The following is a 25,715-nucleotide window of genomic DNA, read 5'->3' as shown; positions in this document are numbered from 1 at the left end:
CCGAGCCACGCTTAGCGGGACTAACCCTGTGGGGGCTTTCTCCATCAGCGCAGGGAAGGCTTCAGGGGTTATGCTTTACAGTGGCGGTACGCTGGCAGTAAATGCAGGTGAGTCCTCTCAAAACACGGTGGTAAGCAGCGGTGGAGAAGAAAATGTCTCGGGCTCTGCGACTCAGACAACGGTCATGGACGGAGGTTACCAGCGGATTTACAGCGGCGGCTCTTCTGTTCAGGCAAATGTAAGCGGTAATCAGTTTATCGCCAGCGGCGGTACTGCTGTATCCGCGCAGCTTTCAGGCGTGCAGTCCGCATTCAGTGGTGCCACAGCGCTTCAGACGACGGTCAGTTCTGGCGGCAAGCAGTATGCCAACTCCGGAAGTGTTGTTTCAGGCACCACGCTGCTCAGTGGCGGCAGCCTTAGTGTCCAGGATGGTGCAGTTGTCTCTGGTGTGACGCAATCCGCCGGCGGGGCCCTGGTCATCACCACAAAAGGCACCGTAACCGGTGTGAACACTTCCGGTGCCTTCAGCGTCAGCGGTGGACAGGCTAAAAACGTCATTCTGGACAGCGGCGGTAAGCTCACCGTAAACGCCGGTGAGTTAGCAGGCAGCACTGTTGTGAATAACGGAGGACGGGAAGACGTTTACGGAATTGATTCCAGCGCTACAGTCACATCAGGAGGGAATCAGAACGTTTTCAGTGGGGGGCTGACAAACTCTGCTGTTGTCAGTTCAGGCGGGTCGCAGTCTGTTCTGGCTGGGGGGTCGTCCTTCAAAACGGTACTGTCCTCAGGCGGCCGCCAGACTCTTCAGGGTGGCACGGCAACTCTGACCTCAGTACAGTCTGGATCCGTTCAGGGCGTTTCATATGGGACTGCTTCGGCAACAACCGTAAGCGCAGGGGGGATTCTGGATGTGTACGGCAGTCAGGGTGTGGCGGATTCCACAACTCTTTTATCGGGGGGACATTGAAGCTCGCTGATGGCGCAACGGCGAGTAACCTGACGCAGGCTTCCGGGGGAGCACTGGTCATCACCACAAAAGGTATAATCACCGGTCAGAACACTTCCGGTGCCTTCAGCATTAGCAGTGGACAGGCTAAAAACATCATTCTGGACAGCGGCGGTAAGCTCACGGTTAATGCCGGTGAGTCTGCAAGCAAGACTATTGTTAACAACGGAGCAACAATTGACGTCTACGGAAATGTTTCCGGTACGTTGGTCGGGTCTGGAGGGAGTCAGAACATTCTCAGTGGCGGTGCTGCAAACAGTACGACGGTTCTGTCAGGGGGGAACCAGAAAGTCAGGGGTGTAACCACATCAGACACTATCAGTTCTGGTGGCTTACAGGAGGTAAACAGTGGCGGTGTATCCCTGTCTGCTAACATCACCGGTGCACAGAACGTTTATGCTGGTGCTTCAGCATCACAGGCCACAGTTTCGTCCGGCGGAAATCAGCTTGTTTTGTCTGGTGGTTCAGCGTCAGGCACGACCGTTCTCTCTAAGGGGACGCTTGCTGTTGGGGCCGGCGGAACAGCCCTCGGCATAACGCAGTCCTCTGGCGGAATACTGGCAATAAACACCCAAAGCATCCTTAACGGGACTAACTCTCTGGGGGCCTTCTCAGTCAGTGCCGGTAGCGCATCCGGAATTCTGCTTTACAGTGGTGGAAGTCTTTCTGTAAGCGCAGGGGATTTTTCCAAAAATACTGTCGTAAACAGCGGCGGCACAGAAAACGTCTTTGGCAGCACCAGTATTACCACTGTCATGTCAGGTGGGTCCCAGAACGTCAGCAGTGGCGGCTCCGCAACCGGGACTTTGTTATCAGGTGGCACTCAAAATATTCGTAGTGGCGGTTCTGCAAGCAAAACGTCCGTAATGAACGGCACGCAGATTGTGGGTAACGGCGGGCAGGCAACATCCTCAGTCGTAAGCACTGGTGGTGTCCAGCAGGTGTCTTTGGGCGGTACAGCTTCACAGACGTCCGTTCTTTCTGGCGGTGCTCTTGAAGTCGCTTCTGGCAGCCTGACCAACACTGCCAGCCTTGCCTCCGGCGGGGTCCTGCGCGTGGCCGATGGTGCGATTGTTTCCGGACTAACTCAGTCCGCTGGCGGTGTGTTAATCACCTCAACGAGAGCGGTGATGGACGGTAATAATCCAGTGAGTTCATTTTCTATCAACAACGGACAGGCCACAGGCGTGTTGCTGGAAAACGGTGGAAAGCTGACCGTAAATGCGGGTGAATTTTCAACTGCTACCGTGGCGGGTCTTGGTGGTACTGAAAATGTTTCAGGGACGGCCAAAGGTACAAGCGTCAGATACGGTGGCGTGCAGGGTGTCTCGGGGATTGCGACTTCAGCCAGTGTCGCGTCAGGTGGCCTGCAGGTCATCTCCAACGGTGGATCTGCGGCTTCCACGGTTCTCAGCGGTATTCAGGTTGTGCAGAGCGGCGGTGTCGCACTTTCAACTAACGTAAATTCAACAGGTGTCCAGAACGTTACAGGTACCGCTATAAGCTCTGTAATTGCGGGGATTCAGAATTTATACAGCGGCGCCACGGATAAACTGGCCTCAGTTATGTCAGGAGGAACCCAGATTATTGGCAGTGGCGCTGTCGCGAACTCTGCCATGGTCAGTGCTGGCGGAGGTCAGACTGTCACCGGAACAGCGAATGGGGCGTCAGTTGAGGGCTCACAGGCTGTCACCAGTGGGGGACTGGCGTTCAATACCGTAGTTCTGAAGAATGGATTTATGGTAGTCAGTAGTGGCGGTGGTGCATCCTCTGCAACAATAAATGCCGGAGGAAGGCTGAACGTCTACGATGGCGCTTCGGTTACAGACGTAGTTCAGACATCGGGCGGGGCTCTGCTGACGTCAACGCAGGCTCTGGTTAAGGGTACCAACAGGCTGGGCTCCTTCTCCGTACAAAGCGGAATGGCTAAAAACGTTCTTCTTGAAAACAATGGTGGCCTTTATGTTGAAGGCGGTGACAAGTCTGAAAACACCGTAATTGACTCCGGCAGAGAGATCATTGCCGGCGGAACTGCCTCCGGAACCACAGTCAATGCGGCGGGTGAACAGATAGTTGAAGGCTCAATGCTTGGCACGCAGTCTGTCACAGGCAATGCAGTTCAGACCAGTGTTAACTCTGGCGGTAAGCTGACCATATTTGACGGCGGCGTTGCTTCGCGCGCGACCCTCAATGGCGGCGGCAGTATGGAGGTTAACACCAGTGGGTATGCAACTGACACCACCATCAATAACGGCGGTACCCTTTCCGTACTGAATGGTGGTACCGCTGCCCGGACAACCATCAACAGTGGCGGGCTTCTGGATGTCAGTAGTGGTGGTACTGCATCATCCACGGACCTCAACGGTATTCAGGTTGTGCAGAGCGGCGGTGTCGCACTTTCAACTAACGTAAATTCAACAGGTGTCCAGAACGTTACGGGTACCGCTATAAGCTCTGTAATTGCGGGGATTCAGAATTTATACAGTGGTGCGACAGATAAGCTGGCCTCGGTTCTGGCCGGGGGAACACAGATTGTCAACAGCGGTGCCGCCGCGAACTCGGCGTTGATAAGTGCAGGTGGCGGTCAGCTCGTCTCCGGAGCAGCGAACATGACCTCAGTTGCGGGTGCTCAGTCAGTCATGAGCGGCGGCCAGGCTTCCGGATCTGTCATTCTGAACAGCGGGTTTATGGTAGTAAGCTCTGGCGGCAGCGCATCTTCCGCAACAATAAACTCCGGAGGAAGGCTGAACGTCTATGATGGCGCTTCGGCTACAGACGTAGTTCAGACATCGGGCGGGGCTCTGCTGACGTCAACGCAGGCTCTGGTTACGGGTACCAACAGGCTGGGCTCTTTCTCCGTACAAGACGGACTGGCTAAAAACGTTCTTCTTGAAAACGACGGTGGACTGTTTATTGAGGGCGGTGACAAGTCTGAAAACACCGTAATCAACGCTGGCAGAGAAATCGTTGCCGGCGGAACTGCCACCGGAACCACAGTCAATGCGGCGGGTGAACAGATAGTTGAAGGCTCAATGCTTGGCACGCAGTCTGTCACAGGCAATGCAGTTCAGACCAGTGTTAACTCTGGCGGTAAGCTGACCATATTTGACGGCGGCGTTGCTTCGCGCGCGACCATCAATGGCGGCGGCAGTATGGAGGTTAACACCAGTGGGTATGCAACTGACACCACCATCAATAACGGCGGTACCCTTTCCGTCCTGAATGGTGGTATCGCTGCCCGGACAACCATCAACAGTGGCGGGCTTCTGGCTGTCAGCAGTGGTGGTACGGCATCAGATACCACGGTGGGGGCGGGAGGGCTTTTAAATATCGCTGACGGTGGTGTACTGACGCTGGCGGGGAACGACTTCGTTAACAATGGTGAGACGACGTACGATACCAGCTCCAGCGTGGTGATAAATACCAACATCAGCGGTGACGGTCAGCTGACCAAAAATGGTACCGGCACAGTGACGCTGGGCGGCACCCTGAGCCAGAAGCAGATTAACCTGAACGCCGGTTCGCTGGTCATGGATGGTCTGCAGGCTTTCACTGACATCATTGCGCAGGCGGGTACCTCGTTAGCCCTCACCAGAAATACCACGCTGACCGGTATTATTGACCCGACCGACGTGGACATCGACAGCAGCAGTACCTGGAATATTACCGGTGACTCTCTGGTGGATAACCTGACCAACGCCGGCAGCATCGTGTTCGTACCTTCACAGGGCACCTTCACGCCACACACGCTGACAGTAACCAGTCTTACCGGCAACGGCGGTACCATCACGCTTAATACCGTGGCGGGCGACAGCAGTTCACCCATAGATAAGGTGGTGATTGACGGCGGTAAGGCTACCGGCAGCACGGGACTGCGAGTACTCAACCGTGGCGGGCTGGGCGCGCAGACCACAGGCAGCGGCATTGCAGTTATCCAGGCGCTTAACGGAGCCACTACCGATGCGGGGGCGTTCAGCATGAAGCAGCCTCTGGTAGCCGGGGCCTATTCGTACAGCCTTTACCGCAACGCCGATCAGAGCTGGTATCTGACTTCACAGAAAACCACCCCTGACAGCTCAGGGGGCACGGATACAGTGCCGGCAGGACAGGTTAATTACCGTGATGCCATGTGGAGCTATGCTGCACTGCCGTCACTGTCGATGGACTACGACCGGCTGGTAGCAGGTACGGCAGATACGCGTTATCACTATGCGCCGGACAGTCGCATCTGGGGACGTATTGCAGCCGGTCAGCTCAATCATCCGGACCGCGGCAGTCTGGCAGGCGGCAGTGTACCGGAAAGCAACAGTGCCTACAGCTTCTTCCAACTGGGCGGTGATCTGTGGCAGCTTGATGGTGCTAATGCTGACTGGCGTGCCGGTGTTTACGGAGCATCCGGTCTCATGCGCAGCGACGTGTGGCGTGACGGTGGCAGCGCATCGGCGGGCACGGATCGTGATACGGTCTATACCGGTGGTGCATACCTGTCAGGCCATACCCATGGCGGCCTGCGCTTAGATGGACTGGTGCAGGCGAGCCGTCACAGTCTGAAAGCGGCGTCAAACGACGGCACTTCGCTTTCCACCACCGGCACGGGCTGGCTGGCTTCGGCGGAAGTCGGACAGGCATTCGGTCTGACACCGTCCCTCGGACTGGAGCCTCAGCTTCAGTACACGGTGCAGGGCCTGAGTATGAACAACGGTCAGGACGAGGCAGCGTCGCTCAGCTGGTCCGACAGTCGTCGTCAGTCGGTGCGTGCAGGCATAAAAATAGGCACACCTGAGGATGCGAAGGCAATGCTGGCGTGGTGGGTAACGCCGTCGGTAACACAGTCGTATGGTGGCCATAGTGGGTTCTCGGCATCAGTATCCGGTGTGGCGGGTTCTCAGGCATCCTTCAGTAACAAGCTGTCCGGTACCAGTGTAGGGATTAACGGAGGTGTAAATGCGCGCATCCGTAAAAACGTGACGCTGGGCGTACAGGGCGGCTGGTCTGAGTCACTGCACGGCGGAGAAACAGGTGGCTACTACGGTCTGGTGAACGTGGGTGTGTCGTTCCGGTAAAAATAAACGCAAAAAGCCGGGCAGAAATGCCCGGCATGATCCTCAACATTACCAGCCTGAAAACGCTTCGTATGGATACTTAATAAACTTCAGTTCTTAACGGCAGCAGTCATTCTGCGAAGAGGTTAATGATGATTACGCATGAATTAAAGCTGTAATGCGCGCCTCCTTTCCCGACCGGAAAGCAGGAAAAAGGATTTTTATCATAACCTCAGTAAGGCGTATGCAAACAAGTGGTTGCTGATATAAGTAAAATTACTCCTGGGCTGTTCATTCCTTGTCCCGCAGCGGTACGCCTCAGCCATATTCTGCGGCGAGGGTGGCCACATCGCGTATAAGGGCAGTCTCATCGGACTGTGTAAACGTTGAACGGGCGGGGGTGTTAATTCCATGCCCGTATGAAAAATAAAGATGAGGAAGGTCTAATGGATGAGCAGGAATCAGCGGGCCGTTTTCTTTCATCTGTGCTGGCCATAAACGACATAATGGCCAGAAATCTTGCCGCTTACGCTTGCCGCCTGTCTTTAGTCGGGCCAGCCTGAGGTTTCCGCAAGTAGTCCACCCCTCTGAATGTCAGTTAGTTCAGCCGCCCGGTACGGGGCGGTTTTTTATTTCATATCAGCTGAAGGCCTGCCGGTATTCAGAAAAAAATCACTGACGAAAAGCGCACGGCAAATATTGCACTCAGGATGAAGTGTGCCAGAAAAATGGCAAAAGCCACGGCCCCGAGCACGACGCCCGAAATGGTGTGCTTCTCTTTCAGGATAAACGTCAGTCCGGACAGCACGGCCAGTGAAAGCAGGGCCTGCAGTACATGACTCACCGGGATCACCCAGTAATGGCCTGCATATGCACCTGCCTTGCTGATGGCCACAATCAGCGCGGTTCCGCCGAATCCCCATCCCCAGAATGTCTTCGCCAGACTCACTTTTCCTGTCACAAGCGCCTTAAACATCGTCACTTCCCTGTCTTAACCTGGTTCGTTTCAGGAAATTTAACATTACGCGACAGGCTCAACCAGAAACTTTCTGTGCATCAGCGATGAAGGACATCGCTTCGCTCAGCTTCTTTTGCCGTTTACCGTCCGCTGGCCGGAAGCGGCGGAAGACAGTGCCAGCCCTTCCGGCAGGCAATGCCCGTAACGACGGATGTAACTGCCATCTGCAGCAGTGACGGCTTTTCTCCTCTCCGACCGTACCGGCAACGTCGCGATGCTCCGCTTTTTTAGCTGCCAGTGGAATCCACAACTGCCTCTGAGGCGCTCTCCAGTCAGGGCCTGCACCGTGCCTTCAGGTTAGCCGGGCCGCTGCACAGTCAAGTGCCGCTGGCGCTCGTCCTGCTTGTATGTTCATAAAGCCCGTTTAGACTGGCTACACGATGCTGCAGCACGACCGTCCTGCTGGGTTTTGAAGCCCGAGGGTGAGCCGGACCGCGCAGCATTCTTTTCATAAGCAGCCCGAACAACTGCCTGGGCGGTTAATACCAGCCCGAATTTTGCAAGACCGGGAGAGCTGAAATGAACATGAAAACTGTCATAGGTATTGATATAGCCAAGAAGAGCTTTGATGTGTGTATCAGTGACAACTCAGACACCTTTCATTTTGAAAACTCGGCGAAAGGTTTTGATGAACTGTTAAATCTGGATTCAGTGAGAAAACAACAGATCAGTCTTTTTGTTATTGAAGCAACGGGTAACTACCACAGAGCACTTGTAGATGTACTGGAACTCAATGGTTTTGCCGTTGCTGTGGTTAACCCCCGCCTGATAAAGAACTTCAGCCGGGCTTTGGGAATTAGATCAAAAACTGACATTCAGGATGCAAGGGTTATTCGCGAGATAGTGGTAATTTCAGGGGGAAGAGGACTATATGGGGGGCCGATCTGATATCCGTTCAATGCTGTATATGGCTGTACTTTCGGCTATACGTTATAACCCGGAAATTAAGGCTTTTTATGAAAACCTGATCGCAAGATGAAAGGTTTTCAGGGTTGCCATAACGGCATGTATGCGAAAGCTGATAACAATCATAAATGCAATGGTCCGTGATGGAGAAAATAAGACCGTAGGGCAGGCGATCTCAATTCAGAAGTCTTGCGTACATTAAAGTAACACTATCAACCGATAGTTGCATCTAATGTTAGGTCGGTTACTCATGTCCGCCTTGTGCCACAAAGCGGACGTTGCACACATCGCTGCTCTGATAAGCAGGTAATGGATCAAGACATGTAGACTTTATTGATTGCGTTCCATCAACTCAAGCGTCTGACCATCAGGGCTTTGTAAATATATGACTCTGGTTCCCTGCATGGGACCTGACGAGACTGTCTGGGGTTTCCCTGGCGTCTTCCAGCCATAGTCCGATACTTTGCTCAGGAGCGTATCAAGATCCTTAACCATAAACGCCAGGTGCGCATAGCCTGGGATATAGGGTGCTGAAGGCGCTTCTGGCTGTTCAATATTATTGTATTGCAGTAATTCAATGTTCATACCAGCCAGTTCAAGCAAAGCCATTCGGACATCCGCTCCCCTTGCGCCTGTGACTTCATCAATAATGGGCCCAGACATGTTCCCTTCGCGTAATAACTTCCCTCCAAGAATATGGGTCCAGACGAATAATGCGTCTTGAATATTTTTGACTGAAAAACCGACGTGATTAGCACTTAAGATCATGACATTACCTGCTGGTTGCAAAAATTGAGCACTTAACTATCTAAAATTGTTGCTTTATTGCTTCACGATAAGTGAGATGGGATTGGTTAAGGAAAAAGCACAACTGAGAGCGGTCTGAATCTCGTTGTTACGCGTCATCCACAGCGACAGCCTTGCAGGTTACCTGCTCCCTGTTGAACAATACGCGAACAGGTACAAGCCGGTATCCAGTGTAGAAAAATGGCGAATGTCTGCTTGTCACTTATTGCGGACCCGACATGTGCAGCTGCTTTGTGCCAGAATCAGTCAGTCTTATTTCAAGGCTGACAGCAGACAAAACCGTTTTCCATCACGCTACAAGCAGAATGCCGGTCATCAGGCCGCACCCGCTAAACATAATCAGCACCCGGCATCCCGAGTCTGTCTGAGCCGCACAAGCTACCCACTTCCGCATCAAAGCGATGAAGTGGGATCCAGATCCTTTCAAATGTTATATAACTGTAAGTATTAATCGAATAAAGTTGCTACCTGGCGCGTTTATGCGTTGTCTGTGTACTGGAGAATTCCGTTATGACGCGCGCTGTATCTTTTCTGATTGCTGGTTTGCTGCTGAATCCGTTATCCCACGCGGCTTCACTTTACTACACAATTTCCACACCTGACACCGCGATAGGGCTGTCATGGCGCGCATTTGGCGGTATTTCGCATGCGAAATTAACGGGCGTAACCGGCGAGGTTGCGCTGAATCCGGCAAATGAAATGGATAATCGTGTGAAGGTCACTATTCCGGTCACCACGCTTATCGCGTCCAACAACCTGCTGACGTATCAGTTAAAAAGCAGCATGTTTTTTGATGCTCCCCGTTATCCCAACATCGTCTTTACCAGCAGCCGGATCGTGGCGCAGGGCAACGGCAATTTCAGGATTTTTGGCTCATTGTCGGTAAAAGATGTTCAGCGACCGGTCATTCTGGAAGCCACAATGGAAGAGCACGACCGCACGGCGCAACGGGATGAACGGATCGCGCTACATGCCATGACCACGATTTCCCGCTCGGCCTACCATATGGATCGCTTCACCGCGCTGGTGGATGATACGGTGACGATCAAAATAGACATTCAGGCAGAGGCCCGTCATGTGCCTTGAAAGCGCTCCACGCCGTTAAGCGCTTAGGGCGTTTTTCAGGGCGCTGGCGCTCTTTGCCAGTGCTTCATCCGGGTTGCGGCCAATCAGGACAAACTGATAGCCGCCGTGGTGCCACCAGACCAGGCGCATATCATGGCGCTGTTCGCGCTGAAGCCCGGTTGAGGCAGGCTGGGCGTCCGGCGAAATGCATAGCGCCATCGGGCCATATTCCGCATGGATCCACGCAATTTGCGCGATAGATGTGCTGTCATAGCGCAACATGCGTACCATCTTTAACTCTGCATCCGGCAGGTAAAGCTGCTGCGTATTCAGATACAGGCCAATATCCTGCGCGGTGCGGGCCAAACCATGCTGTAACGCGGCAGGGGAGTTATCCGCATCCAGCAGCGTTTCTGCGCTGTAGAGCGACATGTACTGAGCTTCGAGATCGCGAATCTTCTCGCTTTCACTCAGCGTGGTTTTAGCCGGGCGGGCGAGGTAGCCGAGGCCCGAACCGATCATCAGAAAACTCAGCGAGGCTGCAATCAGCGAACGACGGCTAATGCCCGATGTCTCGCTAGCGACAACATCGGGGCGGGAGCCTGCGTTGGCGCGTTTAATAAGGCGTCAAGCCTGCGCTGCATTTTTGCATCCGGGGCCTTATCCAGTAAGGGCGCAAAGGCCGCGTCAAAGTCGAGCTGGCTTTTCATCAGTTCATCGATGCGTTCAGCCAGTTCAGCATCGGTTTCCAGCAGTAATTCAAGCCTGCGTGCGTCATCAGGGTTCATTTCGCCATCCAGCCAGGCCACCAGCGCTTCGTCGCTGAAGGGGGGCGCAAAGCGTAGCGTGTTCATGAGCGTTTCTCCTGCGCAGATGTTTGAGCATCAAACGATTTTGCCAGCGCCGAACGCGCGGTTGCCAGCCTGCTCATAATGGTGCCGATGGGCACGGCCAGCGTCTCTGCGGCTTCCTGATAGGTAAACCCTTCAACATAGACGAGAAAAACGGTATTGCGTTGGGCTTCTGGCAATGCGCTGACGCGCTGCATGATTTTCTGAAAATGCAGGCGTTCATCATCACGTTCCCGCGTGTCTGGCGCCAGTAGTTCCTCACTTTCAACAAAGCCCTGTCCTAACCGCACGCGGCGGGCGCGCAGGTCGGAAATCCAGATAGAGTGAAGGATCGAGAACAGCCAGCGATCTATCCGGGTACCCGGCGTGAACTGCGCGCTCTTTTCGAGCGCGCGTACGCAGGTAGACTGCACGAGTTCTTCGGCAACGTCGTGGTTTCGGGACAGCACCAGCCCGTAGCGCCACAGGCGCGTCAGATGGGCAGCAAGCTGCTGGCGAACTTCGCTGGTCGTGATGTGGCTGTCCTCATCGTAGGTATCAGGATTCCGGATGACCATTAATGGCGGCCTGCAAATCACGATACTCTTCGCATCCTGTACCGCACAGGCTGGCGATGGTTTTCAACTGCGCTTTTGCCAGGTCGGGACGGCCTTTAATCAGCCACGCTTCGCCCAGGTATTCGCGCACTTTCGCATAGCGCGGGTTAAGCGCCAGCGAGCGTTGATAATACCCGATCCCTTCATCGGTACGCCCGAGTTTTCGGGTGGCATAACCCCGGTAATTCCAGGCTTCTGCGGTGTCGGGCTGTTTCAGACTATCCAGCAGGGTAAGCGCGGCCTGATAGTCGCCTTTCTTCGCCAGATGATAGGCATAGTTTGTCTTGTCTTCGTCACTCAGACGCGCCGTTTTGTCGGGAACGCACTGTTTGGTCTTGCTGTCGTAAACCTGCCCGTGCGGACAGTCCGGAATCTTACTGTTGGTGCTGTCATCGCCTGCGGCGAGTGCTGGGGCGGCGTGGATAACGAACAGCAGGGCCGGAACCAGCAGCTTAAGGCCTGGGGTACGCAGCAGTGAAGGGGCGTTTTTCATGGTAGTGCTCCAGTTAGAGAGAGGGACGAACGGGCAGCATGCGGCGCAGCACGTTATCGCGGAGAAAATAGTGATGGAACAGGGCGGCCAGAGCATGGAACGCGGCCAGAATAATCAGCGCCCAGGCGACATTGTTGTGTAATTCACCCAGAGCATGTTTGAGCAGAGGATCGACATGCACCCATCCGCTCAGATCGAACAGGCCAAAAAAGCCAAAGGGTTCCTGCTGCGCCCAGCGAAACATAAAGCCCAGCACAATTTGGGTGAACAGCAGCAGATAGAGCGCACCGTGAACGCAGTGAGAAAGGCATTTCGCCAAACGTGAAACGGCGGCAGCGGGCATCGCGTAACGCGGCGATCGTTGGCTCATTAGCCGCCAGACCGGACGGACCACCATGACCAGCGCCAGCACGATCCCGCAGGAAATATGCACCGACTGTAAGCCTTTCCGGAGCGGTGTCCCGCGCTCCAGCCATTCCCAGATGTGCGCACTGGCGAACAAAAAGATGACGCTGGCCGCGGTAATCCAGTGCAGCGCCAGGGTCATTCCATCGTAGCGCGGTCGGGGGTTCTTGGGTTGGGTGTGAATCATGGCTTTCGTTCTCTCCTTCAGGTTTATGATGAGTGAACGTGCGTATGCGGATTTTTATTCGACTTTTTTCGACTTTTTTTTGCGATGTTCTGGAGCGAGATAAGTGACGGGGAAAGGCCGAACAATCGCTGAGGTGCGAACGACATCGTCCGGCGCTCACTCCGTACTGCCTCGGGCCGCATAATGCGCATCCTGCACAAGGACATTGACGGAACCAGGAGGCTGTTTTAATGATGTAGGGCGGCTATTCAGCCGGAGGTAACCAGCCAAATTCATTCTTGAGGCGCGCGATCCCATGACGATACAGGTTTGTATTCCCGACGATTATCATCAGGCCACGGCAGGCCTCGACTGCCTGCAATGCCATCCCCGGTTTACCTGTCACGCTGTTGGGGACATCAGCCTGGATCCTGATGCAGAACAGGCGCTGGCGACGGCGCAGGCCTTGATCCTGATCCGTGAGCGCACCACCATTGACGAGGCCTTTTTACAGCGCACGCCGCAACTAAAGCTCATCAGCCAGACCGGTAAGGTCGCCCGCAATATCGATATTGCAGCCTGCTCACGGGAGGGTGTGGCGATTGTCGAGGGCGTTGGCTCGCCCGTTGCGCCAGCCGAACTGACGTGGCTGCTGATTATGGCAGCCCGCAGAAAGTTCGTTCAGGCCGTTAACGCCATGCGCGCCGGTCACTGGCAGGCAGAGCTGGGGCAGGGCGTGAGTAACCAGACGCTGGGGATCCTGGGCTACGGTAAAATTGGCAAGCGGATCGAGGCTTATGCAAAGGCGTTTGGTATGCGGGTGCAGGTCTGGGGCAGCGATCGCGCCCGGCAGGAGGCGCAGCAAGCGGGCGTGATCGTGCCAGCCAGCCGTGAGGCATTTTTTGCCTCCAGCGACGTGATAACCGTTCATCAGCGCTTAGTGGCAGCAACCGAGGGCAATATCACGCGCGACGATCTGGCGCAGATGAAGCCCGATGCATTGTTTGTCAACACCAGCCGGGCTGAGCTGGTGGCCGCCGATGCGCTGCTGAGTGCGCTGCGCCAGGGCCGCCCGGGTTTTGCCGCTCTGGACGTTTACGAGCAGGAACCGGTATACGATCCCGCGCATCCGCTGTTATCACTGCCCAATGTGCTCTGCACGCCGCACATCGGCTATGTCGAGAAGGACAGCTACAGCCTGTATTTCGGCACCGCATTCGAAAACGTGGTGCGCTTTTTCGACGGTGACAGAAGCCATGTAATCAATCCTGAGGTGCAGGAATAAGCTTACCCTGCGTGGCTAAGGATGCTTGTCAGCGAATAGCGGCCAGGATAGTAATACACGTCACCAGCGATGCGGTGGCGCAAAACTCCTGGCAGTTTCGTTAACAGGGCTTTGTACCTGACTGAAATAAGTGACTTCTGATTTGAAATCGCACGCATTCGATAGTTAAGTACTATTTTCTTTTAGTTGTTGAATAAACAGAATTGATTGGGTTACGGCCGCAGTAAAAATAATGAGATAAAACGTTTAAATATCCTGTTTATCACTTCTCCGACAATAATCTCTGTGCTCGTCAAATTAAAACATACGGCAAATTCGCGTGTTCGGACTGAATGCTTTCCGGGTGTTTGTAGCCGGGATTCAGGCTAAACACACCTAATGACAGACGTGAGTGAGAGGCTTCACCGATGCCATGTTTCGCTGCACCTATAGCAAATGTGTGACTTGCATCTAAAAATAAGAGTTTTAACCCAATTGCTTACCAGATTCAAATGGTGACCACTTGGGTGGAGTTGGCAAATCAGCAATGATAAAGTTGTCAGAATACAGATAATTATTATAAAGGAGATGGTATGTACAGTAAATTATCGGTCCTTTTTAATGAAATGATTGACCAGGATTTTCATACAGCACGCGATTTGGCTGGTCGGCTGAATGTAAGTGAAAAAACGGTGCGGACCCGGTTAAAAGCGTTAAATGACATCCTGACTTCGCGCGGGGCCTCAATACATTCCAAATCCAGCATGGGTTATCAACTGGTGGTTTATGACCAGGAAGATTTTCACAGCCTGACAACCTCGCTGGAAAAAGGCAGCAAGGTACAGCGGCCGACCAATTCAAATGAAAGAGTGATTTTTATTCTGGCTAATCTGCTGAGCCGCGAGAACTATATTAAATTAGATGATCTGTGTGAAACCTGTTACGTTTCTCGCAATACGATGACTGCGGATCTGAAAAAAGTCGAGTACATCCTTCATCTGCATCAACTCATACTTGACCGTCGGCCTAACTATGGTATTGCAGTTCAGGGAAATGAATTTGATAAACGGACTTGTATCGCCAATAACCTTATCCGTTTTAATCATTTTATGAATGCGGAGGGGGAGAAAGAGCAGGAATTGAAAATAATAGGTAAAATTATTTTATCTGTGTTGCACCGCTGTGGGTTAAGCATCTCCGAAGTTTCCCTGGAAAATCTGGTGTCACATGTTTTTATTGCGGTGTGCCGGGCAAAGCACGGTCATGCCGTTGCCATCGATCAGGAAAGAATAAGCATGCTGGTCAAGCCTGAGGTTATTGAGGCGACAGGGCTGATCGTGCAACAGCTTGAGAAAGCGTTAAGCCATCCGTTAAATCAAAACGAATTTTCTTATATCGCCCTGCACATGGGCGCTAAGCTCTCTTCCACATCAGGTAAAAAATCCGGCGTCAATATCGTTATCTCGCGCAAGATCGACGAGTTGACCGGGCGAATGCTGGAAATCCTGCTCAAGAGTTTCAACATCGATTTCATGGATAACCTTGAGCTGCGCATGTCGTTAAATCAACATCTGGTTCCGCTGGACATTCGCATGCAGTTCGACATTCCACTCAGTAATCCGCTACTGCAGGAAATTAAAAAAGAATATGCCTTTGCCTATACTCTTGCAGCCACAGCCTGCATCGCCCTGTCTGAACATTATGCCACCCGTATTCCAGACGATGAAATCGCTTATTTTGCCATCATTTTTGAACTGGCGCGGATGAAAAAAGATAAAAAAATAGAGAAAAAAAATATCATTATCGTATGTGCGTCGGGAAAAGGCACAACGCAATTATTCATGTACAAATACAAACAGGCGTTTGGAAACTATGTAGAGCATATTTATGAATGTACCGCCTGGGAACTGGGGAGCTTTGACTTTGCCGGAAAGAACATTGATTACATTTTTACTACAGTTCCCGTGAATACCGAGGTGCCAGTGCCCGTCTTCGAAGTCACACAGTTTCTTGAAAGCAAAGATATCGCAACCTGCAGTGAAGTATTTGAAAGCAATAATCATGCTTTTTTATATAAATACTATCGTCCTGAACTTTTTTTGACCAAAATCAGCGCATCTACAAAAGAAGAGGTTCTGAGGATATTGTGCCAGCACACGGAAAAAACCTTTCCGCTGCCAGCAGGCTTTTACGATGCGGTGATGAAAAGGGAAGCATTAGGGCAAACCGACTTTGGTAATCTTGTGGCCATACCGCATCCCTTCCAGGTGATGACGCCAAACAGCTTTGTCACCATCGGAATATTAGAGCGTCCGGTATACTGGGGCCACAACGATGTACAGGTGGTATTCCTTGTCTCGATTTCTGCCGATGAAGACAGCGACGTCGGCCATTTTTATCAACTGACAACTAAGTTGCTGTTTGATTCTGCCGCCATACAACAACTGCTTAATAACCCAACGTTTGACGTCATCATGGATTTGCTTAAAGGAAGTGATGCTCTGTAAATGAGAGGCAAAATTTACCATGTTCAATATGGTAAATTTCCCGCTGGAGAGAGAAAGGGGTGAGGATTATGATGAACGTAAATCATCAGAAAACGGAGCGGTAACGTGATGGAAATTAGTCTTGAGGATATTATCACTGAGTTAGTTGTCAACGGCGGCGGCGCAAAAAGTAAAGCCATGCAGGCCATGAAGGCGGCCAGAATGGGCGATTTCGAAATGGCAGAACTAAGGATAAAAGAAGCCAGCGAATTTTTACACAAGGCTCACCATTTTCAAACGGAAATGATTCAGGCGGAGGCTCGTGAAGAGAACCCGTCTGCTGTTTCACTTATTATGGTCCACGGTCAGGATCATTTAATCAGTGCGATGACAACACGAGATATCGCCATCGAAATGATTGAAATGTATAAGCTCATCCACGACAAATAACGATAAGGAAATACATATGATCTATATCACATTAGTTTGCGCGGCGGGAATGTCCACCTCTATGTTAATGGCAAAAATGCAGCAAAGTGCCAAACAGCGTCAAATCGACGTGAGCATTATTGCGATGCCTGAAGAAAAATTCAAAACGCATAACGGAAAGACAGACGTACTTCTTCTTGGGCCACAAATATCCTATCTGGAAGATGACCTGCGAGAAAAGTATGAACCTCAGGGCATTAGCGTCGCCGTGGTCGATATGGTGGACTACGGAATGATGAACGGTGAAAAAGTCCTGGCAGACGCAATCGCATTATTAAAGTAAACCACGAATAAAACACCAGGTGCATAGCCAAATAAATTTGGCAGGGGATCATTATGCCTAAATTTGACCGAAAGACGATAACCAATAAAATTAATCCTGTCGTTAATACAATTCAGAGCAGTAAACTGGTAAACGGCATTACAGGCGGCATGATGAGTGCCATGCCGATAACGATACTGGGTGCATTTGCCGCATTGTTCCTGAATTTACCCGTTCCGGCCTATAGCGCCTTTATTGCCAGTGTAGGAATTGCCACCGCACTGAAAACGATCATTATGTTCACCACCAACTTTCTTGCTGTGATATTCGGTGTCGCGATAGCGGGAAGTTATGCCAGGCAACATGACGAAGATGCTTTATTTTGCGGAATCCTGGCGTTGCTGAATTTCTTCATCGTGACGCCGGTGGCCTTCGCCGAAACCGGCTTGCCCATTATCCCTATGCAGTGGTTAGGTGGAACGGGCATATTTACCGCCATTGTGGTCAGCTTACTTTCAACCCGGGTCTACGTTTTTATTAAACAGCGAGGGTTTACCATTAAAATGCCTGCCAGCGTGCCGCCGGTGGTGTCCAGCAGTTTTAGTAGCCTGATCCCTGGTTTCGTTTCATTAATTTTGTTTGCTGCTGTGTCGATCATTTTTACGGCCACGCCGTTTAAAAACATGCATCAGTTTATTTATACCTTCCTGCAAATTCCGCTTCAGGGCATGGGAGGAAATATTGTCTCCATCATTCTGCTCTGGACGCTGGCGCAGCTGCTGTGGTTTGTCGGGATCCACGGCACCATGGTCATTTACTCCGTGGTGCTGCCAATTTTTACCGCGATGGATGCAATGCAACTGGCCGCATACTCTGCCGGCGAGTCATTGCCGAACATCACCGGGCGGGCCTTTGTCAGCACCTATACCATGTCGGCCAGTGCGATTGGTCTGACGTTACTCATGCTGTTTTTTGCCCGAAGCCAGCAATATAAAACGCTGGGCAAACTCACTACGGTTCCCGCGCTATTTGGCATCAGTGAACCCCTGGTATTTGGCACACCGATGGTATTTAACTTCCGTTTTGCTATTCCCTTTATTTTTATGAACGCTATCAGCCTGGTCATTGCCTATGTAGTAACCTATATCGGTCTTGTGCCTCGCGTTGCCGGAATTACACCCATCACGGGCATGCCCATTATCTTAAGCGGCATTATGGAAGGCAGCTGGAAAATTGCGGTATTACAGGTTGCGCTGGTCGCGGTGCAGATAATTGTCTGGTATCCGTTTTTCAAAAGGGCTGATACGGCGTCTTATAAGTTGGAAAAAGAGGGCGCAGATAAACCGGTTTAATACGTACGCACCTTTTGCCTGATAAATAAGATTCTGAGGGTGGTTGTCTGCTGAAGCTGCCCAGTGTAAACAGAACAGAAAAATAAACGGGTATAACCTGCAGATATCATTTAATTAATAACACAACCCTACCTCTGCTCTCAAAAAAGAAAATGATGATGAAAACTAAAAAATTCACATTAGCGTTATTACTATTGGCATTCACTTCACCCTTACTCCAGGCCGCAGACATTAACGATGATGAAGATGCGTTACGCATTCGACTGAAAAATGATTTTCGTCGCGCAGACAGACCCAGTGCGGGTCATTACGAAGAAAATATTTATGGCTGGGTTCAGGGCGCCATGATTGATGCAAACTCGCACTATTATTCAGATTTAATTGGTATCGAAGCCGGAGCGTATTATGTTTATAAGCTTGGTGCCAAAGAACAATGGAGTACACGCGGCTATCTTGCCGACCATGATAGCTTTGGCCTGGTGACGGGGGCGATAAAGTTAAAACCGCAGGATAATATCCACCTTAAAATAGGTCGCTTCGGTACTGATAATGGCTATGGCAGTTTGCCATATCGCATTCCACTGATTGCTTCTGGATCCACCCGAACCATGCCGACACTATCGGAAGGCGTGCTGGGCCGTTATCAGCCAGACGACAATATCGATCTGTGGGCGATGTACCGCACACGCGTTTTTCTCTGGCCGGATGCGGCAGTCGGGGTCCGCAATGAAGGGATCTACAATACATCCACAGGTCGTTATGAGACAAAACGAGCCCGTTCTTTTCTGGCCGGTAGCTGGCACGATAAAAACAGCCGTTACTCTCTTGGGGGCTCGTGGCAGGACGATGTTTCTTCTCAGTATCAGGCCATGATTGAAAAGAAATTTCTCCTTGAAAATAAAAACGCGATTAAAGTCGAACTGCTGGCGTTTCATGCGTTGTTAAATGGCGTATCACGTACTCAGAGCTATCACAATAATACGCAGGTTTATTCAGGTCAGATTACCTACAGCATGCCCAAAATAAGCTTTTTTGGCGCGGCAGGGATGGTCACTCATGCAATGAACGGCATTGGTTCAAATGTTGATACTGATATCGGCTATCCCAATTCACTGAGTATCGACAGAAATAAAGAAGATATGTTTTCTCTGCAGGCCGGCGCACAATATTTCTTTCAGCCAAACCTGAGTGTCATGCTCGCCCCTCTGATTACCCGCGGTTATGAAGATACAAGACGAACCATCCGGATGAATGGGCGGGGCATTCTCGCCGGTGTTTTCTATAACGTGCAGGAAGGGCCGCTATCAGGATTGAAAATGTATGTGGCGTCGGATGTCGCGAAAGAAAAAAGGGACGGCAGTTCGCTGGGTAATAACCTCTATTACTGGGATGTCAAAGCCGGAATACAGTACGACTTCATGTTGAAATAACCAATATTTTTTTCGCTTTAACGAACAGAAGGGAGGCCAGATGTTAAAACCTATTGAAACGATGTCACGTGAATCTAAATTACTCGATGGTTTATGGACGTTTAAACGTGATGCAGACAAGCGTGGATTGACCGATGGGTGGTGGAAAGGCCGTCTCAACGGTGCCCGCAAAGTGGCAGTTCCCGGTAGCTATAATGATCAGTTCGCCGATGAGGAGGTGCGCTCGCATGTGGGCGATGTCTGGTACCAGACCGAGGTCCGCATTCCCGAACGCTGGCATGAGCAGCGTGTGGTGCTGCGTTTTGACGCTGTCACGCATCGTGGAACGGTATGGCTGGACGATCAACAGATTCTGTTCCATCAGGGCGGTTATACGCCATTCGAATGCGATATTACCGCCCACGTGGCGCCGAAACGCGTCATACGTCTCACGGTATGTGTAAATAACGAGCTGTCGTGGCACACCATTCCGCCGGGCGTGGTTGCCGAGCAGGACGGGCGGTTGAAGCAGCACTATTTCCACGATTTCTTTAACTATGCGGGCATTCATCGTCACGTCTGGCTTTATACCACGCCGCGCGAGTTTATTCGGGACATTGAGGTGCATACGGATGTCACCGACGACCTCCTTTCGGGGGCGGTGCACTACCGCATTGACGCACCGGGTAACGTGACCTGTCAGTTAATCGATCATGAGGGAACGCCGGTTGCGCAAGGCACGGGACGTGAAGGCTGTCTGGCGGTGAGTCGGCCCGAACTCTGGCAGCCCGGTAAGGCCTACCTGTACCGGTTGATCGTTAATGCCGAAACCGACTGTTATGAACTGCCGGTGGGGATTCGGACTGTCCAGGTGAAAGGCGACCGTTTTCTTATTAATAACCAGCCCTTCTACTTCAAGGGATTTGGCCGACATGAAGATGCCGATCTCCGCGGCAAAGGTTTCGACAATGTGCTGCTGGTGCATGACCATGCATTGATGTCCTGGACAGGAGCCAACTCTTACCGAACCGCGCATTATCCCTATGCGGAAGAGATGCTCGACTGGGCGGATGAGCACGGCATCGTGGTCATTAATGAAACCCCGGCGGTCGGATTTAACGTTTCGCTGCCGATGATTCGCAACATTGCCCGGCCAGAAAAACTGTTTTGCGCCGACGCGCTTAACGAGGTCACGCAGCAGGCGCATCTGGATGCAATACATGAACTGATTGACCGGGATAAAAATCATCCTTCGGTGGTGATGTGGAGTATCGCGAATGAGCCGGACGCTCGTGAACCCGCCAGCCGGGATTATTTTTTACCCTTGGTTGAGGCGACAAAGCAACGGGATCCCAGCCGTCCGGTTTGCTGCGTAAATATTACGAAATCCTCGCTGGATGAAGACCAGATCAGCGATCTGTTTGACGTGCTTTGCCTGAACCGATATTACGGCTGGTATGAAAATCCCGCCGATCTGACGACAGCGGAGAAAACGCTGGAAGCGGAACTTACCGCCTGGCACGATCGCCATCAAAAGCCCATCATCATCACCGAATACGGGACTGATACGCTGTCGGGCCTTCATTCCGTCTATAACGAAATGTGGTCTGAAGAGTACCAGTGCGCGTTTCTTGAGATGTACCATAAGGTCTTTGATCGCTTACCTTTTGTCGTCGGGGAGCACGTGTGGAACTTTGCCGACTTCGCCACCTCCCAGGGCATTATTCGGGTAGGGGGAAATAAAAAGGGCGTATTTACCCGAGACCGTAAACCTAAGGCCTCCGCTTTTTTGCTTAAAAAGCGTTGGATGGCGATGTCTTAAGCGCCGCGCGTAATAATCCGGATGCGCGAAAGTGCATCCGGACAAGTTACAGATGAGGGAGGTAACAGGAAAGGTAACGGATGAAAAAGCCTTAGCCGTAACCCACAGGCCTTTTACTTTCGGTTACGGGACGCGGTGGCTGAAACAGACACGAATGCCGGCCCCTGTAACAGGCGGGGGCAGGTTAAAAACAATGGCTTTATCCGACCCATCTTCAGCTGAATATTCTGTGCCTCGACTGTGCGTCGGGAACAGGTATTCAGGTATGCGACCCTTTAATTAAAAATGGGTGGGTTTTTACCCCGACAAAATTTTTACTTCTCTGAACGAAATCACATTGGTCTTTAACGCCGCAGATTAATACCTCCCGATTTTAGGTTGCCCGTTGCCTTAAATAACGAAATCACGTCTACTGAATACAGAATGATACAGTGGCGTGCCGTTTCTCGCCCACGTACTCAACTGTCAGCGAAGCGCAACAATAAGGCCTGAAAAATGAAAATGGAAAATATCCCTTTCGGAATAACAGACTGGGCACAGATAGAGGCAGAACGGCATCCGGGTGATAGCGGGTTTGCGCTCTGGCGCGTGGCAAAGTTTGGCGATATCAGAGTCAGAATGGTCGACTATTCCCCCGGCTACGTGGCCGATCACTGGTGTATAAAAGGGCATATTCTTTTGTGCCTGAAAGGCGAAATGATCACAGAGCTGGACGATGGACGCACGTTTGTATTAACGCCGGGCGTGAGTTATCAGGTTGCCGACGATGCCGAAGCCCATCGGTCCACCACCCGAGAAGGGGCGACGTTGTTTATTGTGGACTGATGGCAGATTAAAAAAGCGGTTACCGCAACGGATAGTCCTGAGTTGCAGTTAGGGGGCTTCCCCCGATCCTTGAAAAAAAAGTAAGGAGACAGAGGGCACCTTTTTTAAGACGCGGATGTCTTATTGCCGTCATCATTAAAACAGGGCGCAGCAGCATCACTACGCTGAATGTCTGATGACCTTTCTTTTTTTTAACTTTCTTTTTATTCATAAAACACCAGATGGAAAAACGCATTGAAATATCAGGTGTCAGGTGAAAAAGGCCAACCTCATCCGCATTTTTTACGCAGTCTGCTTTACACCTCAATGCTCCTCCATCACTGCAACGCAGGCCCTGACAGTAAAGGGATGAGTCGGAAACAAACGTCGCATTATTTCGCGTGGCGTCATTCCACTGACGAAAAGCGATGCTAACGACCTGTCCCCTGAATATATGTCACAACTTTTGCACTGGTGACGGAATGTTTCAAATAACGTCGCTTTATATTTTCTGGATCATTGCAGTGCGCGTTGCACCCTGATCTCCTGCTTAACATCGCGACTCATGCCGACGGATATTTTATATTTCGGCTGAAAAGGATGCCTGAAACCCTTATCTGGCAAGTTATGTGATCTGGAATGTTTCTTACATAAACGATTACGACAGCAAAATATTGCTGGCACACAATATGCTTTATTCCCACCTACAACATCCAATAATCAGACAGGGGCATAGCATGGCATCTACGGGACTTAAAAAGAAATTAGGGTTGGTCGATCTGTCATTACTTGGCATCGGCTCAATGATCGGTTCGGGCTGGTTATATGCCGCCCTTAACAGTTCCGGCTATGCGGGCAGCCATACCGGCTGGGCATGGGTGCTGGGTGCCGTGATCGTGCTGATGATTGGTCTGGTTTACGCTGAGCTGTCCTCGGCGCTACCGCGCGCCGGCGGTTTTGTTCGCTATCCCAATTATTCGCACGGCAACATCGTTGGTTTCGTGATTGGTGTCAGCTCGCTGCTGGCCTATACCAGCACTGCAGGGGTAGAAGTTGAGGCCGTTCGTCAGTATGCGGTCTACTGGTGGCCCGCGCTGGGGCATGAGGACAGCAGCCCAACGGGGTTAGGGTTTGGCGTGCAGATTGGGCTGCTGGTGGTGTTTTTTCTGCTCAACTACTGGAGCGTCAGCTTTTTTGGGCGGGTGAACACGATTGTCACCACCTTCAAATTTATCGTGCCGTTGCTGACCATCGTGACACTTCTGCTTTACTTCCATGCGCCGAACCTTGATGTTCCACCTTCACCGCCGGGTGGGGCTCACGGCGTTTTCAGCTCACTGACGGGGCAGGGATTGTCTTTGCCTATCTTGGCTTTCGTCAGGCGGTTGATTTTGCCAGTGAAGCTAAAAATCCACAGCGCAACGTGCCGCTGGCAATCGGTATTGCTATTGCTGTCAGCTTCGTGATTTACCTGGCCCTGCAGTATGCGTTCATGGGGGCGGTACCGGCCGATTTGCTGTCACAACATGGCTGGGCAGGGCTGAAGCAGATATTCCAGTCTCCCTATGCCGACCTGGCGCGCAGCCTGGGGCTGACCTGGTTAATTAACCTGATTCTTATCGACGCCGTGATTTCCCCGGCCGGGACCGGCAACATTTACCTGGCCGGCGCTGCGCGCGTGCTGTTTGCCTGGGCACGTAATGGCCATCTGTTTAAAGTGTTTGGCGAAGTGGATGCAAAATCTGGCGTACCGCGCGGTGCATTGTGGCTGTCGCTGCTGCTGGCTATCGCCTGGACACTGCCTTCCGAGTTTCAGGTCTGGGGCGGTTTAATCGGCGCGGTGACGTCGGCAACCGTTTTTACTTACATGCCCGGCCCGATAACCCTGGGCGCTTTTCGTCAACACCTGCCCGATATGCAGCGTCCGTTTAGGCTGCCCGTGGCGGCGGTTCTCAGCCCGCTGGCATTTGTTGCCAGTACGCTTTTGATTTACTGGAGCGGCTGGTCTGTTAATGAGATCCTAATTCCGATTCTGATTGTTGCCTGGGTCGCTTACGCGATCTTTGGCAAAAAGCGCAACCAGTTCAGTCAGGATTTGCAGTGCGCGTGGTGGCTGCTGGCTTATTACATCGCGGTCATGGTGGTTTCTATGCTGGGTACCTACGGGGAAGCGGTATGATTGACGCACCACTCGATATGATCCTCATTGTTGTCGCGTCTCTGGCCTGCTATTTTTGGGGCGTTAAAGCCAGCCTGTCTAAGCCCAATATCACCGATGAGGAAAATGAATCCGCATCCTTTGGCAAGTGATCATTGTAGCGCTTATCTTCTGCACCTGTGCCCCGGCACAGGTGCTTAAACGAGCATCATCTGTTGATGATTAGTCTTCGTTGCCCCACTGATTCAGGAAGTTGGCGATCTCATCAATGCGTTGTTCATTAATGCCCGCTTCAACGGCCATGTCTTTCTGTGCTTCTTCACTGATTTCTTCGTTATTCATTAAACGGCCAATCAGCAACTGGAAATAGTGTGCCAGGGCGTCACGCTCGGATTCGCTTACCGGCGTTTCCGTTTCTGACGAATACTCATCGGCAATGTCATAGTATTTCAGTGAGACTTCGTGGTTCATATCTTGCCCTCAGGGTTAGCACCTGTGTCTTTTGTGACGGAATAGAATGGGTTAATCATAACATTCATCTCGCGATTTTTCTGCCAGTCAGCGGCGGGAGGTGGGAAAATTAACAAGCGCGCGGGCATCCGCGTATTTGCCCGTTCATGCATTTATCAGAGTGAGCTGCGCGTACCAACAGAGCAGATTGTTGGCTACAGACAAAGCCGGGGCGTCCTGGCCGGGCGGTCAGTGCCATCACGACGAAAATATCGGGATGATGATGGGATAACGTCCCGCTGAGAGCCCAATGCGTCGCTAAAAGTGATGTTTATGTCGAAGACGTGTCCAGACAGGGAAAAAGAAACCTTTCGACAGCCTGCTTTCCGATGCCCGATGTAAAGCTGATGCCTGCCTTTTTTAAAATAGTGCGTCCCGCTCCCCTGTTCTTAGGGTGCGGATCGTCCATGGCAATATAAATATGTTTTGGTTTTAGCTCTGCAATGGTTAAAGCACACGAAGGGTTCTGCCCTGAAAAGAGCAGGGCTCAAGCGTGACATATATTTCACACTCGCTAATGGGGAAGGTAAGTTTTGCGATCGCGTCGATCTCAGCATGGTGTTGGCCTGGTGGTTGTGTAAACCCCTTAGCAACGACCTCGCCGTCATGAACGATCACGCATCCAACAGGGGGATTGGGTCTGCATGCTGGCAATGCCTGGCGGGAGTACTCAAGCGCCAACATCATAAATTTTAGCTTTTCTTCCATAATGCCTTTATCTGCTGAAGCTCTGGGATCGGTAGACATCCATATTTATGGGCCCTGTCATCGATGTCCAGCGATTAAGGAAACTGAACCACC

General features: G+C 51.7%; 19 protein-coding genes and 3 pseudogenes. 13 read left to right on the top strand and 9 right to left on the bottom strand.

The features are described from left to right. The first annotated feature begins 70 nt into the window (after positions 1 to 70). Both GKC68_RS12830 and GKC68_RS12825 read left to right on the top strand, forming a co-directional pair. The gene (locus tag GKC68_RS12830; protein ID WP_342656212.1) at positions 71 to 970 is read left to right on the top strand and encodes an AIDA repeat-containing protein; all 900 of its coding nucleotides are present in this window, start codon (positions 71 to 73) and stop codon (positions 968 to 970) included. Further along, positions 967 to 6,072 carry an AIDA repeat-containing protein gene (locus GKC68_RS12825; protein WP_342656211.1) on the top strand — a complete coding sequence of 1,702 codons (5,106 nt, stop codon included), beginning with the start codon at positions 967 to 969 and terminating at the stop codon, positions 6,070 to 6,072. The genes GKC68_RS12830 and GKC68_RS12825 overlap by 4 nt, the downstream gene beginning before the upstream one ends. 640 nt (positions 6,073 to 6,712) lie before the next feature. Here GKC68_RS12825 and GKC68_RS12820 read toward each other — a convergent pair. Beyond that, positions 6,713 to 7,027 carry a hypothetical protein gene (locus GKC68_RS12820; protein ID WP_028722076.1) on the bottom strand — a complete coding sequence of 105 codons (315 nt, stop codon included), beginning with the start codon at positions 7,025 to 7,027 and terminating at the stop codon, positions 6,713 to 6,715. Between the two features lie 561 nt (positions 7,028 to 7,588). Here GKC68_RS12820 and GKC68_RS12815 point away from each other — a divergent pair. Beyond that, positions 7,589 to 7,957 carry a transposase gene (locus tag GKC68_RS12815; protein ID WP_342656210.1) on the top strand — a complete coding sequence of 123 codons (369 nt, stop codon included), beginning with the start codon at positions 7,589 to 7,591 and terminating at the stop codon, positions 7,955 to 7,957. Positions 7,958 to 8,305: 348 nt separating this feature from the next. Here GKC68_RS12815 and GKC68_RS12810 read toward each other — a convergent pair whose 3' ends face one another. Further along, positions 8,306 to 8,743, bottom strand: coding sequence for a VOC family protein (locus tag GKC68_RS12810; protein ID WP_047714629.1), 438 nt, complete (start codon positions 8,741 to 8,743; stop codon positions 8,306 to 8,308). A gap of 549 nt (positions 8,744 to 9,292) precedes the next feature. Between GKC68_RS12810 and GKC68_RS12805 the strand changes: the two genes are divergently transcribed. Then, positions 9,293 to 9,868, top strand: a complete 576-nt coding sequence (locus tag GKC68_RS12805) for a YceI family protein (protein ID WP_064367208.1) — start codon at positions 9,293 to 9,295, stop codon at positions 9,866 to 9,868. 15 nt (positions 9,869 to 9,883) lie between these two features. Here GKC68_RS12805 and GKC68_RS12800 read toward each other — a convergent pair. The 4 genes and pseudogenes from GKC68_RS12800 to GKC68_RS12785 all read right to left on the bottom strand — a co-directional run bounded on the left by GKC68_RS12800 (position 9,884) and on the right by GKC68_RS12785 (position 12,379). Next, positions 9,884 to 10,701 (bottom strand): annotated as a pseudogene (locus tag GKC68_RS12800) (hypothetical protein). Continuing rightward, positions 10,698 to 11,255 (bottom strand): sigma-70 family RNA polymerase sigma factor, encoded by a 558-nt coding sequence (locus tag GKC68_RS12795; protein ID WP_028722083.1) that lies wholly within the window; start codon positions 11,253 to 11,255, stop codon positions 10,698 to 10,700. The pseudogene GKC68_RS12800 and the gene GKC68_RS12795 overlap by 4 nt, the downstream one beginning before the upstream one ends. After that, positions 11,236 to 11,787 carry a tetratricopeptide repeat protein gene (locus GKC68_RS12790; protein WP_089528600.1) on the bottom strand — a complete coding sequence of 184 codons (552 nt, stop codon included), beginning with the start codon at positions 11,785 to 11,787 and terminating at the stop codon, positions 11,236 to 11,238. The genes GKC68_RS12795 and GKC68_RS12790 overlap by 20 nt, the downstream gene beginning before the upstream one ends. 13 nt (positions 11,788 to 11,800) lie before the next feature. After that, positions 11,801 to 12,379 (bottom strand): cytochrome b/b6 domain-containing protein, encoded by a 579-nt coding sequence (locus tag GKC68_RS12785; protein ID WP_089528601.1) that lies wholly within the window; start codon positions 12,377 to 12,379, stop codon positions 11,801 to 11,803. A 295-nt stretch (positions 12,380 to 12,674) separates the two neighbouring features. On the opposite strand from GKC68_RS12785, the gene GKC68_RS12780 reads away from it, so the two are divergent. From GKC68_RS12780 to GKC68_RS12745, 8 genes are all read left to right on the top strand, one after another. Then, positions 12,675 to 13,643 carry a D-2-hydroxyacid dehydrogenase family protein gene (locus GKC68_RS12780; protein ID WP_089528602.1) on the top strand — a complete coding sequence of 323 codons (969 nt, stop codon included), beginning with the start codon at positions 12,675 to 12,677 and terminating at the stop codon, positions 13,641 to 13,643. A 572-nt stretch (positions 13,644 to 14,215) separates the two neighbouring features. Further along, entirely contained in the window at positions 14,216 to 16,129 is a 1,914-nt protein-coding gene (locus GKC68_RS12775; protein ID WP_264228255.1) for a PRD domain-containing protein, read from the top strand. A 108-nt stretch (positions 16,130 to 16,237) separates the two neighbouring features. Beyond that, positions 16,238 to 16,558, top strand: a complete 321-nt coding sequence (locus tag GKC68_RS12770) for a PTS lactose/cellobiose transporter subunit IIA (protein WP_028722088.1) — start codon at positions 16,238 to 16,240, stop codon at positions 16,556 to 16,558. 16 nt (positions 16,559 to 16,574) lie between these two features. Then, positions 16,575 to 16,880 (top strand): PTS sugar transporter subunit IIB, encoded by a 306-nt coding sequence (locus tag GKC68_RS12765; protein WP_014606041.1) that lies wholly within the window; start codon positions 16,575 to 16,577, stop codon positions 16,878 to 16,880. A 53-nt stretch (positions 16,881 to 16,933) separates the two neighbouring features. Then, a complete protein-coding gene (locus tag GKC68_RS12760) occupies positions 16,934 to 18,211 on the top strand; it encodes a PTS transporter subunit EIIC (protein ID WP_342656209.1) in 1,278 nt (425 codons plus the stop codon). A gap of 158 nt (positions 18,212 to 18,369) precedes the next feature. Then, entirely contained in the window at positions 18,370 to 19,641 is a 1,272-nt protein-coding gene (uidC, locus tag GKC68_RS12755) for a glucuronide uptake porin UidC (protein ID WP_342656893.1), read from the top strand. A 40-nt stretch (positions 19,642 to 19,681) separates the two neighbouring features. Next, positions 19,682 to 21,442 carry a beta-glucuronidase gene (gene uidA / locus GKC68_RS12750; RefSeq protein WP_089528604.1) on the top strand — a complete coding sequence of 587 codons (1,761 nt, stop codon included), beginning with the start codon at positions 19,682 to 19,684 and terminating at the stop codon, positions 21,440 to 21,442. 495 nt (positions 21,443 to 21,937) lie between these two features. Beyond that, positions 21,938 to 22,267, top strand: coding sequence for a DHCW motif cupin fold protein (locus GKC68_RS12745; protein WP_028722094.1), 330 nt, complete (start codon positions 21,938 to 21,940; stop codon positions 22,265 to 22,267). Positions 22,268 to 22,286: 19 nt separating this feature from the next. On the opposite strand, the gene GKC68_RS12740 is transcribed toward GKC68_RS12745, so the two are convergent. Continuing rightward, on the bottom strand, positions 22,287 to 22,478 hold the full coding sequence (locus tag GKC68_RS12740; protein WP_342656208.1) for a hypothetical protein: 192 nt from the start codon (positions 22,476 to 22,478) through the stop codon (positions 22,287 to 22,289). Positions 22,479 to 22,983: 505 nt separating this feature from the next. On the opposite strand from GKC68_RS12740, the pseudogene GKC68_RS12735 reads away from it, so the two are divergent. Next, a pseudogene (locus GKC68_RS12735) lies at positions 22,984 to 24,556 on the top strand (APC family permease). Between the two features lie 70 nt (positions 24,557 to 24,626). Here GKC68_RS12735 and GKC68_RS12730 read toward each other — a convergent pair. Together GKC68_RS12730 and GKC68_RS12725 are read right to left on the bottom strand one after the other, a co-directional pair. Then, the gene (locus GKC68_RS12730; protein WP_028722096.1) at positions 24,627 to 24,875 is read right to left on the bottom strand and encodes a DUF2543 family protein; all 249 of its coding nucleotides are present in this window, start codon (positions 24,873 to 24,875) and stop codon (positions 24,627 to 24,629) included. Positions 24,876 to 25,185: 310 nt separating this feature from the next. Beyond that, a pseudogene (locus GKC68_RS12725) lies at positions 25,186 to 25,661 on the bottom strand (bifunctional diaminohydroxyphosphoribosylaminopyrimidine deaminase/5-amino-6-(5-phosphoribosylamino)uracil reductase RibD). Positions 25,662 to 25,715 lie beyond the last annotated feature (54 nt).

The sequence above is a fragment of the Pantoea sp. RSPAM1 genome, from assembly GCF_038816185.1.
Classification (GTDB): domain Bacteria; phylum Pseudomonadota; class Gammaproteobacteria; order Enterobacterales; family Enterobacteriaceae; genus Pantoea; species Pantoea ananatis.
This window is presented reverse-complemented; position numbering and strand designations above follow the sequence as displayed.

What these genes read in the sequence shown, in the direction of transcription:
- GKC68_RS12805 (WP_064367208.1), top strand. Translation starts at nt 9,293, where the DNA reads ATGACGCGCGCTGTATCTTTTCTGATTGCTGGTTTGCTGCTGAATCCG.
- uidA (WP_089528604.1), top strand. Translation starts at nt 19,682, where the DNA reads ATGTTAAAACCTATTGAAACGATGTCACGTGAATCTAAATTACTCGAT.
- GKC68_RS12780 (WP_089528602.1), top strand. Translation starts at nt 12,675, where the DNA reads ATGACGATACAGGTTTGTATTCCCGACGATTATCATCAGGCCACGGCA.
- GKC68_RS12795 (WP_028722083.1), bottom strand. Translation starts at nt 11,255, where the DNA reads ATGGTCATCCGGAATCCTGATACCTACGATGAGGACAGCCACATCACG.
- GKC68_RS12775 (WP_264228255.1), top strand. Translation starts at nt 14,216, where the DNA reads ATGTACAGTAAATTATCGGTCCTTTTTAATGAAATGATTGACCAGGAT.
- GKC68_RS12765 (WP_014606041.1), top strand. Translation starts at nt 16,575, where the DNA reads ATGATCTATATCACATTAGTTTGCGCGGCGGGAATGTCCACCTCTATG.
- GKC68_RS12785 (WP_089528601.1), bottom strand. Translation starts at nt 12,379, where the DNA reads ATGATTCACACCCAACCCAAGAACCCCCGACCGCGCTACGATGGAATG.
- GKC68_RS12790 (WP_089528600.1), bottom strand. Translation starts at nt 11,787, where the DNA reads ATGAAAAACGCCCCTTCACTGCTGCGTACCCCAGGCCTTAAGCTGCTG.
- GKC68_RS12745 (WP_028722094.1), top strand. Translation starts at nt 21,938, where the DNA reads ATGAAAATGGAAAATATCCCTTTCGGAATAACAGACTGGGCACAGATA.
- GKC68_RS12770 (WP_028722088.1), top strand. Translation starts at nt 16,238, where the DNA reads ATGGAAATTAGTCTTGAGGATATTATCACTGAGTTAGTTGTCAACGGC.
- GKC68_RS12730 (WP_028722096.1), bottom strand. Translation starts at nt 24,875, where the DNA reads ATGAACCACGAAGTCTCACTGAAATACTATGACATTGCCGATGAGTAT.
- GKC68_RS12740 (WP_342656208.1), bottom strand. Translation starts at nt 22,478, where the DNA reads ATGAATAAAAAGAAAGTTAAAAAAAAGAAAGGTCATCAGACATTCAGC.
- GKC68_RS12810 (WP_047714629.1), bottom strand. Translation starts at nt 8,743, where the DNA reads ATGATCTTAAGTGCTAATCACGTCGGTTTTTCAGTCAAAAATATTCAA.
- GKC68_RS12830 (WP_342656212.1), top strand. Translation starts at nt 71, where the DNA reads ATGCTTTACAGTGGCGGTACGCTGGCAGTAAATGCAGGTGAGTCCTCT.
- GKC68_RS12815 (WP_342656210.1), top strand. Translation starts at nt 7,589, where the DNA reads ATGAACATGAAAACTGTCATAGGTATTGATATAGCCAAGAAGAGCTTT.
- GKC68_RS12820 (WP_028722076.1), bottom strand. Translation starts at nt 7,027, where the DNA reads ATGTTTAAGGCGCTTGTGACAGGAAAAGTGAGTCTGGCGAAGACATTC.
- GKC68_RS12760 (WP_342656209.1), top strand. Translation starts at nt 16,934, where the DNA reads ATGCCTAAATTTGACCGAAAGACGATAACCAATAAAATTAATCCTGTC.
- uidC (WP_342656893.1), top strand. Translation starts at nt 18,370, where the DNA reads ATGAAAACTAAAAAATTCACATTAGCGTTATTACTATTGGCATTCACT.